General features: G+C 67.1%; 12 protein-coding genes and 2 tRNA genes. 4 read left to right on the top strand and 10 right to left on the bottom strand.

Annotated elements, in window-relative coordinates:
• Positions 1–17: 17 nt before the first annotated feature.
• Entirely contained in the window at positions 18–1,442 is a 1,425-nt protein-coding gene (gene leuC, locus NY1_RS12025) for a 3-isopropylmalate dehydratase large subunit (protein ID WP_067711185.1), read from the bottom strand.
• 113 nt (positions 1,443–1,555) lie between these two features.
• Between leuC and NY1_RS12020 the strand changes: the two genes are divergently transcribed.
• Positions 1,556–2,257 carry an IclR family transcriptional regulator gene (locus NY1_RS12020; protein WP_067711183.1) on the top strand — a complete coding sequence of 234 codons (702 nt, stop codon included), beginning with the start codon at positions 1,556–1,558 and terminating at the stop codon, positions 2,255–2,257.
• A gap of 198 nt (positions 2,258–2,455) precedes the next feature.
• Complete coding sequence (locus NY1_RS12015) at positions 2,456–2,956, top strand: pyridoxamine 5'-phosphate oxidase family protein (RefSeq protein ID WP_067711181.1); 501 nt, start codon at positions 2,456–2,458, stop codon at positions 2,954–2,956.
• 55 nt (positions 2,957–3,011) lie between these two features.
• On the opposite strand, the gene NY1_RS12010 is transcribed toward NY1_RS12015, so the two are convergent.
• The 4 genes from NY1_RS12010 to NY1_RS11995 form a co-directional block, all read right to left on the bottom strand.
• Positions 3,012–3,084 (bottom strand) — tRNA-Glu (locus tag NY1_RS12010).
• Positions 3,085–3,153: 69 nt separating this feature from the next.
• Positions 3,154–3,225 (bottom strand) — tRNA-Gln (locus tag NY1_RS12005).
• Between the two features lie 120 nt (positions 3,226–3,345).
• Positions 3,346–4,815, bottom strand: a complete 1,470-nt coding sequence (gene gltX, locus NY1_RS12000) for a glutamate--tRNA ligase (RefSeq protein ID WP_067711180.1) — start codon at positions 4,813–4,815, stop codon at positions 3,346–3,348.
• A 13-nt stretch (positions 4,816–4,828) separates the two neighbouring features.
• On the bottom strand, positions 4,829–5,602 hold the full coding sequence (locus NY1_RS11995; protein ID WP_067711178.1) for a fumarylacetoacetate hydrolase family protein: 774 nt from the start codon (positions 5,600–5,602) through the stop codon (positions 4,829–4,831).
• Between the two features lie 344 nt (positions 5,603–5,946).
• Here NY1_RS11995 and NY1_RS11990 point away from each other — a divergent pair, with 344 nt between their 5' ends.
• The gene (locus tag NY1_RS11990; RefSeq protein WP_439956007.1) at positions 5,947–7,107 is read left to right on the top strand and encodes an MFS transporter; all 1,161 of its coding nucleotides are present in this window, start codon (positions 5,947–5,949) and stop codon (positions 7,105–7,107) included.
• A 156-nt stretch (positions 7,108–7,263) separates the two neighbouring features.
• Here the strand turns inward: NY1_RS11990 and NY1_RS11985 are convergent, their stop codons facing one another.
• A complete protein-coding gene (locus NY1_RS11985) occupies positions 7,264–8,271 on the bottom strand; it encodes a 3-isopropylmalate dehydrogenase (protein ID WP_067711176.1) in 1,008 nt (335 codons plus the stop codon).
• 196 nt (positions 8,272–8,467) lie between these two features.
• Positions 8,468–10,066: a phosphoglycerate dehydrogenase gene (gene serA, locus NY1_RS11980; protein ID WP_067711174.1), complete on the bottom strand. Its 1,599-nt coding sequence runs from the start codon at positions 10,064–10,066 to the stop codon at positions 8,468–8,470.
• Positions 10,067–10,263: 197 nt separating this feature from the next.
• On the opposite strand from serA, the gene NY1_RS11975 reads away from it, so the two are divergent.
• Positions 10,264–11,340: an alkaline phosphatase family protein gene (locus NY1_RS11975; protein ID WP_067711173.1), complete on the top strand. Its 1,077-nt coding sequence runs from the start codon at positions 10,264–10,266 to the stop codon at positions 11,338–11,340.
• A 101-nt stretch (positions 11,341–11,441) separates the two neighbouring features.
• Here NY1_RS11975 and NY1_RS11970 read toward each other — a convergent pair whose 3' ends face one another.
• From NY1_RS11970 to NY1_RS11960, 3 genes are read right to left on the bottom strand one after another with little or no spacing between them, the layout of a single operon-like run.
• Positions 11,442–11,846 carry a globin domain-containing protein gene (locus NY1_RS11970; RefSeq protein ID WP_169815339.1) on the bottom strand — a complete coding sequence of 135 codons (405 nt, stop codon included), beginning with the start codon at positions 11,844–11,846 and terminating at the stop codon, positions 11,442–11,444.
• Positions 11,847–11,883: 37 nt separating this feature from the next.
• On the bottom strand, positions 11,884–12,624 hold the full coding sequence (locus NY1_RS11965) for a DivIVA domain-containing protein (RefSeq protein ID WP_067711169.1): 741 nt from the start codon (positions 12,622–12,624) through the stop codon (positions 11,884–11,886).
• Complete coding sequence (locus NY1_RS11960) at positions 12,615–13,778, bottom strand: FAD-binding oxidoreductase (RefSeq protein ID WP_067711168.1); 1,164 nt, start codon at positions 13,776–13,778, stop codon at positions 12,615–12,617. The genes NY1_RS11965 and NY1_RS11960 overlap by 10 nt, the downstream gene beginning before the upstream one ends.
• Between the last annotated feature and the right edge of the window lie 609 nt (positions 13,779–14,387).

The raw sequence follows: 14,387 nt of genomic DNA, 5'->3' as shown, positions 1-14,387 counted from the left end.
CCGAAAAGGACGCTGATTCAGTCCAGATCGGCCGGTGAGGACAGGGTTCCGCGCACCGCGGTGGCCGCCGCGACCAGCGGTGAGACCAGGTGCGTGCGGCCGCCCTTGCCCTGTCGCCCTTCGAAGTTCCGGTTCGAGGTCGAAGCACAGCGCTGACCGGGAGAAAGCTGATCGGGGTTCATTCCCAGGCACATCGAGCAGCCCGCCTGACGCCATTCCGCGCCCGCGGCGGTGAAAATCTCGCCCAGGCCCTCGTTTTCCGCCTGCAGCCGCACCCGCATGGAACCGGGGACGATCAGCATCCGCACCCCGGCGGCGACCTTGCGGTCCTTCAGAATCTCTGCGACGGCGCGCAAATCCTCGATCCGGCCATTGGTGCAGGAACCCACGAAAACGGTGTCCACGGTGACATCTCGCAGCGGGGTGCCCGGCTTCAGGTCCATGTACTGCAGCGCCTTCTCGGCGGCCGCGCGCTCGTTCTCGTCGAAGATCTGCTCCGGATCCGGCACCGAGTCGCCCAGCGGCGCACCCTGTCCCGGATTGGTCCCCCAGGTGACGAAGGGGGTCAGCGCCGAGGCGTCGATGTGCACCTCGGCGTCGAATTTCGCGCCCTCGTCGGTCTTCAGGGCGTCCCAGGCCGCCACCGCCGCATCCCAATCCGCGCCCTCGGGGGCGTGCGGGCGGCCCTTCAGGAACTCGTAGGTGACCTCGTCGGGGGCCACCATGCCGGCCCGGGCGCCCGCCTCGATCGACATGTTGCACATGGTCATCCGGGCTTCCATGGACATGGCCCGGACCGCCTCGCCGCGGTATTCCAGCACGTAGCCCTGCCCGCCGCCGGTGCCGATCTGCGCGATGACGGCCAGGATGACGTCCTTGGAGGTGACGCCCTCGGGCAGCTTGCCGTCGATATTGATGGCCATGGTCTTGAACGGCTTCAGCGACAAAGTCTGCGTTGCCAGAACATGTTCCACTTCCGAGGTGCCGATACCCATGGCGATGGCGCCGAACGCGCCGTGGGTGGAGGTGTGCGAATCACCGCACACCACCGTGGTTCCCGGCTGGGTCAGGCCCAGCTGCGGGCCGACCACGTGCACGATGCCCTGGTCCAGATCGCCCATGCGGTGCAGGCGCACGCCGAACTCTTCGCAGTTCTTGCGCAGCGTCTCGACCTGGGTCCGCGAGGTGGGATCCGCGATCGGCTTGTCGATGTCGATGGTCGGGACGTTGTGGTCCTCGGTGGCGATGGTGAGGTCCGGGCGGCGCACCGGGCGGCCGGCCTGGCGCAGGCCGTCGAACGCCTGCGGGCTGGTCACCTCGTGCACCAGATGCAGGTCGATGTAGATGAGGTCGGGCTGGCGGTGCTCGCCTTCGCCTTCGCCGCGAACGACGACGTGCTGATCCCAGACCTTCTCCGCCAGTGTGCGTGGCGCCACGGCCATGTCTCCATCACCTCTCGATAGACATATCCACGGCCGGGCTGTTGGCCGCGGGACTGCGTCCGCGTCGGGTCTCGGTTTGCAATTCCCAACATGCGAGACGCTAATATCGTTCTATGAGACAGCATAGCGGCATCGGGGTTCTGGACAAAGCCATGGCGGTACTGCACGCCGTCGCCGAGCAACCCTGCGGCTTGAACGAGCTGTGCGCCCGCACCGGACTGCCTCGCGCCACCGCGCATCGCCTGGCCGTGGGCCTGGAGACGCATCGCATGCTGGCCCGCGACAACCAAGGTCTGTGGCGGCCGGGCCCGGCGCTTTCGGAGCTGGCGACAACCGCCAGCGATCCCCTGCTCGACGCCGCCGCCACCATTCTTCCCAAACTGCGGGAGATCACCGGCGAGAGCGTCCAGCTCTACCGGCGCGACGGCAACGCGCGCGTGTGCGTGGCGGCCATGGAACCCGCCGCGGGCCTGCGCGACACCGTGCCGATCGGCGCCCGCATGCCTTTGACCGCCGGTTCCGCCGCCAAGGTCCTGCTGGCCTGGGCCGATCCGGAATTGCAGCGGACCGTGCTGCCGGAGGCCGTGTTCGGCGAGCGCGCGCTGGCCGAGGTGCGCCGGCGCGGCTGGGCGCAGAGCGCGGCCGAACGCGCCGCGGGGGTGGCCAGCGTGTCCGCACCGGTCCGCGATGCGAGCGGCGGGGTGATCGCAGCCGTCTCGGTCTCCGGGCCGATCGACCGCATGGGCCGCCGGCCGGGCGCGCGCTGGGCAGCCGACCTGGTCGCGGCGGCGGACGCCCTGCACAAACGAATCTGAGCGTCCCTGCGGCCCGCTGCGGGATTTTCCGGGCAATGGGGATACCTTGCCCACCCCCGGGATGATCACAGCCGTCACGGCAGCCTCAGCGACCTCCGGCGGCTCAGCGGCCCCGCCCAGCAGGGCGGGGCCGTTCTCGTTTTCCCACTCGAACAGGCACTGTGACCCGCGCCATACGCCGTAAATTACAGTCGGCCTATGGGAGTTAAACAACGCGCGCAGATCGTGATGTCCGAACAGGAGATCACCGAGTTCCTGGAGCGCAGCCGCATCGCCAACCTCGCCACCTTGAGCGCGACCGGCATGCCGCATCTGACCGCCATGTGGTTCGGCCTGATCGACGGTGAGATCTGGTTCGAGACCAAGGCAAAGTCGCAGAAGGCGGTGAATATTCGCCGCGATCCCCGGGTCACCGTGCTGCTCGAAGCCGGTGATACCTACGACCAGCTGCGCGGCGTCTCGATCGAGGGCCGGGCGGAAATCGTCGAGGACGCCGATGCCCTGTTCCAGGTGGGTATCAGCGTGTGGGAGCGGTATACCGGGCCTTACAGCGAAGAGATGAAGCCGTTCGTGGATCAGATGCTGAACAAGCGCATCGCGATTCGCATCATCCCGGAGCGGGTGCGCAGCTGGGACCACCGGAAACTCGGCTTGCCCGCCATGCCGCTGGGCGGCTCGACCATCGCGGCCCAGGACTAGTTCGACGGAAAAAGCGAAGGCCCCCAACCTGTTCAGGTTGGGGGCCTTCGCCTTGTAGTCCCGACGGGATTTGAACCCGCGCTACCGCCTTGAGAGGGCGGCGTCCTAGGCCGCTAGACGACGGGACCAGGACAGAGAAATACGGCGGCCGAAACCGCCGAAGCTTCTCCGAATTTCGAAAGCTTTCGCTCTCGGAGCTGGGGTACCAGGACTCGAACCTAGAATGGCTGAACCAGAATCAGCTGTGTTGCCAATTACACCATACCCCATTGACCTGGGCTTTCGGTCTGCCGCTCTGTGTGGCTTCCCGGTCGCTTCCGGCCGAGAAGAAGATTAGCAGGCCGAAGCCCAGATATACCAAATCGGCTGGTCAGAGCCGGTTTATGAGCCTACTGAACGATGCCGGCGGCGGCCGAACGCAGCCGTTGCAGGGTCAGTTCGCGGCCCAGCAGTTCCAGCGACTCGTAGAGCGGCGGGCTGATGTGCGAACCGGTGACGGCCACGCGCACCGGACCGAACGCCTTACGCGGCTTGAGCTCCAGCTCCTCGATGAGCGCCTTCTTGAGCGCCTCCTCGAGCGCGCCCGCGGTCCATTCCGAAACTCCGTCCAGCGCGGAAATGGAGGCGGCCAGTACCGGAGCGGCATCCGCGCCCAGATTCTTGGCCTTCGCGGACTCGTCGACGGCGAACTCCGAGGCGGGGGCGAAGAGGAACTTCAGCAGATCCCAGGCATCGCTCAGCACGACGATTCGCGTCTGCACCAGATCGGCCGCCGCTTCGAACACCTTCTCGTCGATCTCGGCGCCGATATGACCGTGCTGCGTGAGGTACTCACGCAGCCGGTGAGCAAAATCACCGGGGGTCAGCAACCGAATATGTTCGGCGTTCAGAGCGTCGGCCTTCTTCTGGTCGAAACGCGCCGGGTTCGAATTAACTTTCGATATATCGAACGCTTCGACCATCTCCGCCATGGAGAACAGATCATGATCATCCGCGATGCTCCAGCCGAGCAGCGCCAGATAATTCAGCAAACCCTCCGGAATGAACCCGCGATCGCGATGCAGGAAGAGATTCGACTCCGGATCGCGCTTGGACAGCTTCTTGTTGCCCTGACCCATCACGAACGGCAAGTGACCGAACTGCGGAGTGAAATCCGCGATACCGATCCGCTGCATTGCCTCGTAGAGCGCGATCTGCCGCGGCGTGGAGCTCAGCAAATCCTCGCCGCGCAAAACGTGGGTGATCTTCATGAGCGCGTCGTCGACCGGGTTCACCAGCGTATAGAGCGGATCGCCATTACCGCGGGTGAGCGCGAAGTCGGGCACCACGCCGGCCTTGAAGGTGGTCTCGCCGCGCACCAGGTCGACCCAGGTGAGGTCCTTGTCCGGCATGCGCAGGCGGATCACCGCGGGGCGGCCCTCGGCCTTGTAGGCGGCGATCTGCTCGGCGCTCAGGTCGCGGTCGTAGTTGTCGTAGCCGAGCTTGGGATCGCGGCCGGCGGCCTTGTGCCGGGCCTCGACTTCCTCAGGCGTGGAGAAGGATTCGTAGGCCTCCCCCGCCGCCAGGAGCTTGGCCACCACATCGAGATGAAGGTCACGCCGCTGCGACTGCCGGTACGGCGCATAGGGACCGCCCACCTCCGGCCCCTCGTCCCAGGTCAGGCCGAGCCAGCGCAGCGCGTCCAGGATCGCGGCGTAGGACTCCTCGGAATCGCGTGCGGCATCGGTGTCTTCGATGCGGAAGACGAAGGTGCCGCCGTGATGGCGCGCGAAGGCCCAGTTGAACAGCGCGGTGCGGACCAGCCCGACATGCGGTGTGCCGGTGGGCGACGGGCAGAATCGGACGCGGACGTCAGTCATGTCTCTCTCTCGATCAGCGTTTGGCGGCAACGGGATTGGTGAGGGTGCCGATGCCTTCGACGGTCACCGACACGGTCTGACCGGCCTGGACGGGACCCACACCCTCGGGGGTGCCGGTCAGGATGACATCGCCGGGGAGCAGCGTCATCACGGTGGTCACCCATTCGATGAGCTTCGGAATATCGTGCAGCAGAAGTGAAGTGCGGCTGCGCTGCTTCACCACGCCGTCGAGCTCGGTGACGATCTCCAGATCCGAAGGGTCCAGCGAGGTCTCGATCCACGGGCCCAGCGGGCAGAAGGTGTCGTAGCCCTTGGCGCGGGTCCACTGGCCGTCGTGGCGCTGCTGATCGCGCGCGGTGACATCGTTGGCGACGGTGTAACCGAGGATCACTTCATTGGCCCGAGCGGCCGGAATGTCCTTGCACGGCTGGCCGATCACGATCGCCAGCTCACCCTCGTAGTCGACCTGAGAAGAGCTGGGCGGCAACACGATTTCCCGGTTCGGGCCGATGATGGAGGTGTTCGGCTTCATGAAGATGACCGGGTCGGCGGGGGCCGGGCCGCCCATTTCCTCGGCGTGCGCCGCGTAGTTCTTGCCGATGCAGATCACCTTGCTGGCCAGGATGGGGGCGAGCAGGCGCACGTCGGCCAGCGGCCAGCGGCGACCGGTGAACGTCGGTGTACCGAACGGGTGTTCGGCGATTTCACGGGCGACGGCGTCCGAACCGTCACCTTCGATGCTGACGAAAGCGACTCCATCTGGGCTGGCAACTCGACCTAGGCGCATGCTTGGCATCCTATCGACCGGCCTCGACCTGCCCGAACGCGCCCGACCGCGGGGGTGGGACGCGGCGTCCGGACGGGCCCGGCGCACCGCCCGGCAACGCCGCGCCGGGTCCGGCGTACCCGCCCGCATCGCCCGGCGCAGGATGTGAAAAGCCCTTATACGCAAGGCAACTCGGTACCGCAAGACCATCGATCAAGATCGGCTATCGAGTGTGAGCAAATAGACAGCGTGCCCCGGAAACAGCTTTGCGCATCAGGTGTACCGTAAGGTGCGGGTTCCAAGAAGTAAGATCTTGGTTCCATATAGTGAGACACGAGGTGATGGCGATGGCTACCGTACTGGAAATGAGCTCGACCAAACGGTGGTCCATGCTGGCGCTCGGCGTCTTCGCGCAGACCGCCAGCGCGATCTTCGTCAATGGCACCCCCTTCCTGCTGCCCGCGTTGCTGAGCCGCGGCCTGCCGCTGCCCACCGCCGGTCTGCTGGTGGTGATGCCGCTGGTCGGCCTGTGCTGCACGCTGATCGCCTGGGGCTATGTGGTCGACCGCATCGGCGAGCACAAGGTGCTGGTGGCCGGTCCGGTGGTGATGCTGGTCGCGGGCGTCGCGGCGGCGAACGTGACCGGCTATGTGGCACTGGGCATTCTGCTGTTCATCGGCGGTATGGGCGCGGCCTCCACCAATGGCGCGACCGGCCGGGTCATCGTCGGCTGGTTCCCGCCGAATCAGCGCGGGCTGGCCATGGGCATCCGGCAGACCGCCCAGCCGCTGGGCGTCGGCATCGGCGCGCTGAGCATTCCCGCTGTGGCTGCGGCACACGGCTTCTCGGCCGCGGTGCTGGTGCCCGCGATCATGGCGGGCATTGCCGCGGTCGGCTGCCTGGTCGGCATCGTGGATCCGCCGCGTCCCGAATCCGGCAGCGCGACAGGCCGTCCCGGGAATCCGTATCGCGGCGATTCCACCCTGTGGCGCATTCACGCGGTCTCGGTGCTGCTGGTCATTCCGCAGGCCACCATCTGGACTTTCGCGCTGCTGTGGCTGCACACCGATATCGGCTGGTCGCTGGCGGCGGCCGGCGCCCTGGTGCTGGCGGCTCAGATCCTGGGCGCGGGCGGGCGGATCGGCGCGGGCGTGTGGTCGGACCGGGTCGGCAGCCGGCTGGGCCCGCTGCGCTCGGTGGCCGTCGCGGCGGTGGTCGCCATGGCCGGGCTGGCGGTGGCGTCCTGGCTGCACTGGTGGTGGCTGGCCGTTCCGGTCATGTTGGCCGCTTCGGTCATCACCGTCGCCGACAACGGTCTGGCCTTCACGGCCGTGGCCGAGATCGCCGGTCCGTACTGGTCCGGTCGCGGTCTGGGCATCCAGAACACCGGACAGAATCTGGCGGCGGCGGCCGTGGCCCCGGTCTTCGGCGCCCTGATCGACGCCTCCGGCTTCCCCCTGGTGTACGCCCTGACCGCCCTGATCGCCCTGGCAGCGGTGCCCCTGGTCCCCGCCGCGGCCCGCTGAGCAAACTTTCTCGCAATCAGGAATGACTGCGCCCGTTAAGTTTTCGCATCCGAATGCATGAATGCGATATTGCTCACGGCCCCATCATGTTTGGCAAAACAACGAACCCCTGGGCCCGAATTGCGTTCGGACCCAGGGGTTCTTGAGCGTGGCGAACTAGATCGCGGCGGCGATCCGGGTGCCGATCTCGACGGTGGAGGCGGCGCCGGTGCGGGAGGCCAGGTCCTTGGCGATGGCGGCCTCGATACGGGCGGCTTCCTCGGGCTTGCCGAGGTGGTTCAGCAGCAGCGCGACCGACAGGATGGCGGCGGTCGGGTCGGCCTTGGACTGGCCAGCGATATCGGGAGCCGAACCGTGCACCGGCTCGAACATCGACGGGTTGGTGCCCGAGGCGTCGATATTGCCCGACGCGGCCAGGCCGATACCGCCGGAGACGGCGGCGGCCAGGTCGGTGATGATGTCGCCGAACAGGTTGTCGGTCACGATCACGTCGAAGCGGCCCGGATCGGTCACCATGTGAATGGTGGCGGCATCGATGTGCTGGTAAGCGGTTTCGATGTCGGGGTATTCGGTGGCGACCTCGGCGACGGTGCGCGACCACAGCGAACCGGCGAAGGCGAGCACATTGTTCTTGTGCACCAGCGTCAGGTGCTTGCGACGCTTGCGCGCGGTCTCGAACGCGTAGCGCACCACACGCTCCACACCGAAGCGGGTGTTGGTGGAGACCTCGGTCGCGACCTCGTGCGGGGTGTTCACGCGGATCACGCCACCGGTACCGGTGTACGGACCCTCGGTGCCCTCACGCACGACGACGAAGTCGATGTCCGGGTTGGCGGCCAGCGGGCTGGAGACGCCCGGGTACAGCTTGGACGGCCGCAGGTTCACGTGATGATCGAGCTCGAACCGGGTGCGCAGCAACAGCCCCCGCTCCAGCACGCCCGACTGCACCGACGGATCACCGATCGCGCCCAGCAGGATCGCGTCGTGCTCCTTCAGTTCCGGAATCACGTTCTCCGGCAGGATCTCACCGGTCGCATGGAACCGCTTGGCCCCCAGGTCGTACTCGGTCTTCTCGACACCGGGCACCACCACGTCGAGCACCTTGAGGGCTTCGGCGATGACCTCGGGACCGATACCGTCGCCCGGGATGACAGCGAGTTTCATGAATCAATGCTCCATTCGGAATTAACGCCCGGCTGAACAAAGGCCACCCTAGCCGGTACCCCGATCACCCCTTTCACCAGGGCGAACAGTTCCCATCCACTGAGATATGGCGGATCTCTCGAGACAGCACCGCGCCCCTCCCGGGGTACGGAAGGGGCGCGGTGGCAGTCACTTACGGGCTCGCGCCCGGCGGTTCCTAGTCCAGGTTGACCTGGGCGACCTTCGCCGCGCCGACGGCTTCGGCGATCGCGGCCTGCACCTCGGCCGGGACCTCCTTGTTGACACGCAGGATGACGGTGGCGCCTTCGGCTTCCAGGTCCTGGGTCAGCTGGGCGGCGAGGATGTCGATGCCGGCGTCGCCGAGCTTGGTGGCCAGGCGGCCGAGCTGGCCCGGCTTGTCCTCGTAGTTGAGGACGGCCAGGTTCAGGCCCTCGGCGCGCATGTCGTAGTTGCGGCCGTTGATGTTGACGATCTTCTCGACCTGCGAGGGCTCGGTCAGGGTGCCGGCCACGTTCAGGGTGCGGCCGTCGCCGAACACGGCGCGCAGGTCGACCAGGCTGCGGTGCGAGGGGCTCTCGGTCACGGTGGTGACGGTGGCCTCCAGGCCGCGATCCTTGGCCAGCGACGGGGCGTTGACGAAGGTGACCGAGTCCTCGATGAGGGCGGAGAAGACGCCGCGCAGCGCCGAGAGCTCCAGCACCGCAACGTCTTCCGAGGACAGCTCGCCGCGCACCTGGACCTCGAGGGAGACCGGGAGCTCGCTGGCGAGCGCGCCCAGCAGCGCACCCTGCTTGCGGACGATGTCCAGCCACGGGGCGACGGTCTCGTTGACCGAACCACCGGTGACGTTCACCGCGCCGGGCACGAACTCACCGGCGAGGGCGAGCTGCACCGACTTGGCGACATCGGTGCCCGCGCGGTCCTGGGCCTCGGCGGTGGAAGCGCCGAGGTGCGGGGTGACGACGACCTGCGGCAGGTCGAAAAGCGGGCTGTCGGTGGACGGTTCGGTCTCGAACACGTCGATGCCGGCGCCGCGCACATGACCCGAGGTGATGGCGTCGGCGAGCGCCTGCTCGTCGATCAGCCCACCGCGGGCGGCGTTCACGATGATGACGCCCTTCTTGGTCTTGGCCAGGGTCTCCTTGTTCAGCATGCCCTTGGTCTCAGGAGTCTTGGGCAGGTGAATGGAGATGAAGTCGGCGCGCTCGAGCACCTCGTCCAGGGAGACCAGCTCGATGCCGAGCTGCGCGGCGCGGGCCGGGGAGGTGTAGGGGTCGTACGCGATGATCTTGGTCTCGAAGGCGGCGAGACGCTGCGCGAACAGCTGGCCGATGCGGCCCAGGCCGATGACGCCGACGGTCTTGCCGAAGATCTCGACACCGTTGAACTTGCTGCGCTGCCAGGTCTTCTCGCGCAGGGTGGCGTCGGCGGCCGGGATCTGGCGGGCGGCCGACAGCAGCAGGGTGACGGCGTGCTCGGCGGCGGTGTGGATATTGGAGGTCGGCGCATTGACGACCATGACGCCACGCTCGGTCGCGGCGGGCACGTCGACATTGTCGAGGCCGACGCCGGCGCGGGCGACGATCTTCAGGTTCTTTCCGGCTTCCAGGACCTCGGCGTCGACGGTGGTCGCGGAACGGACCAGCAGCGCGTCGGCCTCGGGCACGGCGGCCAGCAGCTCGGGGCGGTTGGGTCCATCGACCCAGCGCACCTCGACGCCGTCGCCGAGCGCGTCGACGGTCGACTGGGCGAGCTTGTCGGCGATCAGAACAACAGGACGGCCTGCTTGGCTCACTGTGGGGTACTCCTGAGGAAGAGATCCGGGATTTACGGGCGCAAGCTTAGTGGGCGTGAATTCCGCCTGGCTTACCGCCTGGTAGGCGGATGCCATCAATCCCGTGACGTGCGGGTTTTCCCGAACATCGGAACCACTTCTGGTCATTTGACCGATTGCCCTGCGAAAGTGACTCGATCATGGTTAAGTTCCCGCGCATGTCCCGGACTCACCGCATGGTCGCCGCCGCCGCGCTGGCCGCCCTCCCGCTGACCGCCGCCGCTCCCGCCCAGGCCGCGCCCACCGTGAACAAGGTCGTGGTGATCGGCATCGACGGCACGCTCTGGAGCGAGGTCGAGGCCGCCAACGCGCCGAACCTCGGCCTGCTGGCCGCCCAGGGCACCCTGGCCCGGACCTCCATCGCCGGGCACACCACCATGTCGTGCGTCTCCTGGGCCACCGCGCTGACCGGGGTGTGGGACACCAAGCACGGCATCCAGGACAACGACTCCACCTGCACCGCAGCGCCTTTCGCCACCTACCCGACGGTGTTCACCCAGCTGGAGCGCGCGCAGCCGAGCCTGTCCACCGCCTCGCTCGGCACCTGGGACAAGATCGGCATGATCGCCCGGACCGGAAATCCCAAGGCGGACAAGGTAACCGTCACCCAGATCGATCCCACCGGCGCGGGAGTCTGTGAGACCACGGCGGATTCGAATGCCGCGGGGCAGGTCGTCTCCGCGATCGGCGACGGCACCGATTTCACCTTCACGCATCTGGATCAGGTGGACATCACCGGTCACACCCTGCGCGGCATGTGGCCGCAGGCGTACCGGGACGCCATCAACCGGGTGGACGGCCTGGTCGGCAAGATCACCAAGGCGGTGGACGAACGCGCCGCCGCGCATTCGAACGAACGCTGGACGATCCTGGTCACCACCGATCACGGGCACAAGCCCGAAGGCGGCCACGGCGGCCAGAGCGCCTATGAGACAGCCAGCTTCGTGATCGCGCGCGGGGCGGATTTCGCGGCCGGCGCCAAGGACAACGCCTACACCCTCGCCGATATCACCCCGACCGTACTGGATCTGCTGGGCGCCCCGGCCGATCCGAACGCCGACGGCCGCTCGATGCGCCTGGGCGGTTCCGGCAATTCTTCCGCAACGCCGCCGAACACCCCCGCCATCGACTCGGGGATCACCGGTTCGACCTCCGGTTCCGCGCAAATGCTGATGGTGAACAACCCGCTCTGCCTGGTCGCCAGCGGCTCCGGCGGCGGTTCCTTCGGCAAGTAGCCGGTAGTAGCTCCCGCCTGCGAAAAGTGGTCTCCAACACAGCAAAGCCGGTCTCGGGCATAACCCGGGACCGGCTTTTCCGCGCGCGCTGAATTGCCCGATCAGGCGACCGGTTCCTTGGCGGCGATCATCAGATCGGCCACCGCGCCGTAGGCCGCGGCCCAGGTCTGCGCCAGTTCCTCAGTCCAAGCGTCCCCGTGGAAATGCTCCAGCGTGGCCAGCAGCGAAGCACCGGCAACCGGGTAGTGGTCGGCCACCACACCGAGCTGCGCGTGATGGCGGCCCAGCTGCTGCACGAACGACGGATCCTCGCCCAGGGTCTGCACATTGGTGAGAATCCGGCCCAGCCCGGCCAGGAACCGCGCCCGCTGCTCGGTCAGGTCCTCGGCGAACATGCCCCGGACCTCGGGGTGCGCCTCGAACAGGTGGTTGTAGAAGTACTCCACCGCTTCCGGCCCGACGGCTTCGACGTTCTGCCAACTGGCTTGCAACGCTTCGATATTCATGAGGCTGTCCCCCACTTCCGTTCCATGCATGGACGAATCAATTCGGTGACGGGTATCCGGACCCGTCGACCGTCAGCCCGGCGGGCCGGGCCGAATCACCGGGCAGCACACCGGCGGTGGCCGTGGTGCCCGGGAGCGGGAGCAGCGCCAGCTTGTCGACCTCGACCGCGAGGGTCTGGATCATCGCCTGCAATTGGCTGCGCAGCAGGTCGGAGTAGGCGCGCAGCTGCTCGTAGCGCTGGTCCTCGGTCTCCGGGTCGAGGTATCCGCCGAACCGGTTGGCCCCCGCGGATTCCCTTGCCTGCTGCAGCATTTCGCGCTGCTGCCCACGCGCGACCGCCATCAGGTCGCGGGCATGTTGTTCGGCTTGTTCGATAATGGCGTCGGCGGACAGCTGCGCGCGATTGAGCACCGCGACGGCGCGATCGCTGATCCCCAGCTCGTCCTTCTCCAATTCGCCTTGCAGCCGGGCGATCTCCCAGTGCGCGTTGGCCAGCTGCTGTTGCAGTTCGGCGACCTCACCGGCCGACGCCATGGTCTGCATCTGCAGCTGCAGGGCCTCGCTCTTGGCGGCCAGCTGCATGTTCTCCCGCTGCAACCGGGACAGCTCGGCGGAATTGCTGGTCAGCGTGAGCTGCCGGTTCTCCCGCGCGACCCGGGCCATGGCGGCGCTCACCTTGTCCAGGTAGAGCTCGACGTCCTCGGCGTCGTAACCGCGCCGGCCCAGTCGCGAGCCCTTGAACCGTGCGTTTCGGATGTCGTCGGGTGTCACGTCCATTGGTCAACCTTGTCGGCGGTGCGCGGTTCGGCGGCCGGGGCCTGGCCGAACGTCTCGAATCTGATGGCGTGCCTGGGCATTCCGGCCCCGGTCAGCGCGGAGACGGTGGCCGCGACCATGGCCGGGGAACCGCACACCAGCGCGGTGGTCCCGCTCAGTTCGCGACCGCGGGCGGCGACCGCGCCCACGGTGCCCTGCACGCCGTGGAAGCCCGGATCCTCGGAAACCACCGGGGTATAGGCGAACCAGGGGTTTTCGGTGAGCGCGGTCAGCGCCTCGTGGTCGTAGAGGTTCCAGGAGGTGCGCACCCCGTGCAGCAATTGCACGCGCGGCACCGCACCATGCCGGGATTCGCGTTCGATCCGGTCGACCAGCGCGCGCAAGGGCGCGAGCCCGGAGCCGCCGGCGATGAGCAGCAGGTTGTCGACCGCGTCGGACGGGATCACGAAAGCGGTGCCGACGGGCGCGCCCAGGCGAATCCGGTCCCCGGGCCGCACCTGACGGGCGAAGGTCGCGCTGACCTCGCCGCCGTCCACGACCTGGACGTGCAGGTCGAAGGTGCCGTCCGGGCGCGGTGCGTTGGCGGGCGAGTAGTACCGCCACAGTCGCGGCCGCTGCGGGATCTCGACCGCGAGCGATTGCCCGGCCTCGTAGCCGTAGGGCTGCACCGGCCGCACGGTGTGCACGGTGACGTCGATGCTGCGCTTCTCGGTGGCCACGATCTCGGCGTCCCACCAGGCCGGGGTGTCCGCGGCGGCCCGATCGGCGGCGGCGATCATGATGTCGGCGACCGCGAAGTACGCGTCGGTCCAGGTCTGGGCGAGTTCGTCGGTCCAGTGCCGGCCGAGGAAGTGCGCGAGGGTGGCCAGCAGCGAGCCGCCGGCGGCCGGGTAGTGCGCCTGCACCGCGCCGAAGCGCCGGTGGTCGCGGCCCAGCTGGGCGACGAATTCGCTGTCCTCGGCCAGGGTGTGCACATTGCTGACGATGCGGCCGAGCGCGGCGAAGAATTTGGCGCGCTGCCCGGTCATCCGGATCGGGAACATCTCCCGGACCTCGGGGTGGGCCAGGAACAGGTGCGCGTAGAAGTACTGGACGGCTTCGTCGCCGACGCGTTCGACCTGACGCCAGCTGGACTGCAATGCCTCGACGTTCATCCCACTCTCAACAACTCTCCACACTCCCCTCGGGCACGTCGCGGCTGCCTGAGCAGCAGCGCCGAATCCCTGGACGACCGTCCGAATAACGGTCAACATAGGGCATCTCGTGGACGCTGTCGAAACGAAAGTGCGCCAGCCACTTCCGGCTAATAATCAGCGAATCATGTACTCGCGAGGCGGATTTCGAGTCATGCCGAGCGCCTATCACGAGCCCATCACGGATAGCCGAAAGCCCGGCCTCGGAGCTGCGGAGCCCAAGGCCGGGCTTTCGAAGTCTAAATATTTAGACGGTCAGCAAGTTCACTTGCCGAAGGAGCCGGTCCACAGGGTGTCGACCAGGCCGTGCAGCGCGGCGGAACCGGTGTTGATGGTGCCGTTGAACGCAGCAGCAAGGGTGTCCAGGATAACGGGGATCATTTGATGCCTCTCATAAGAACCAATTGAACTCGATGACACCGAGCCTATCGGCGGCATTTCTCGGCCCGTTACCGGCATTAGCGCGTTGTGATGGGCGTCATACACTACTGGACATGTGACCGAGTCCATAGTTTCGCCAATAACCGGTCTATAACGGGCAAATCACGCCCCCAATTCCGGGGGCAGCGG

The sequence above is a fragment of the Nocardia yamanashiensis NBRC 100130 genome, assembly GCF_001613325.1.
Taxonomy (GTDB): Bacteria; Actinomycetota; Actinomycetes; order Mycobacteriales; family Mycobacteriaceae; genus Nocardia; species Nocardia yamanashiensis.
Note: the sequence above shows the minus strand (reverse complement) of the source record. Positions and strands in the feature narration are given on the sequence as shown.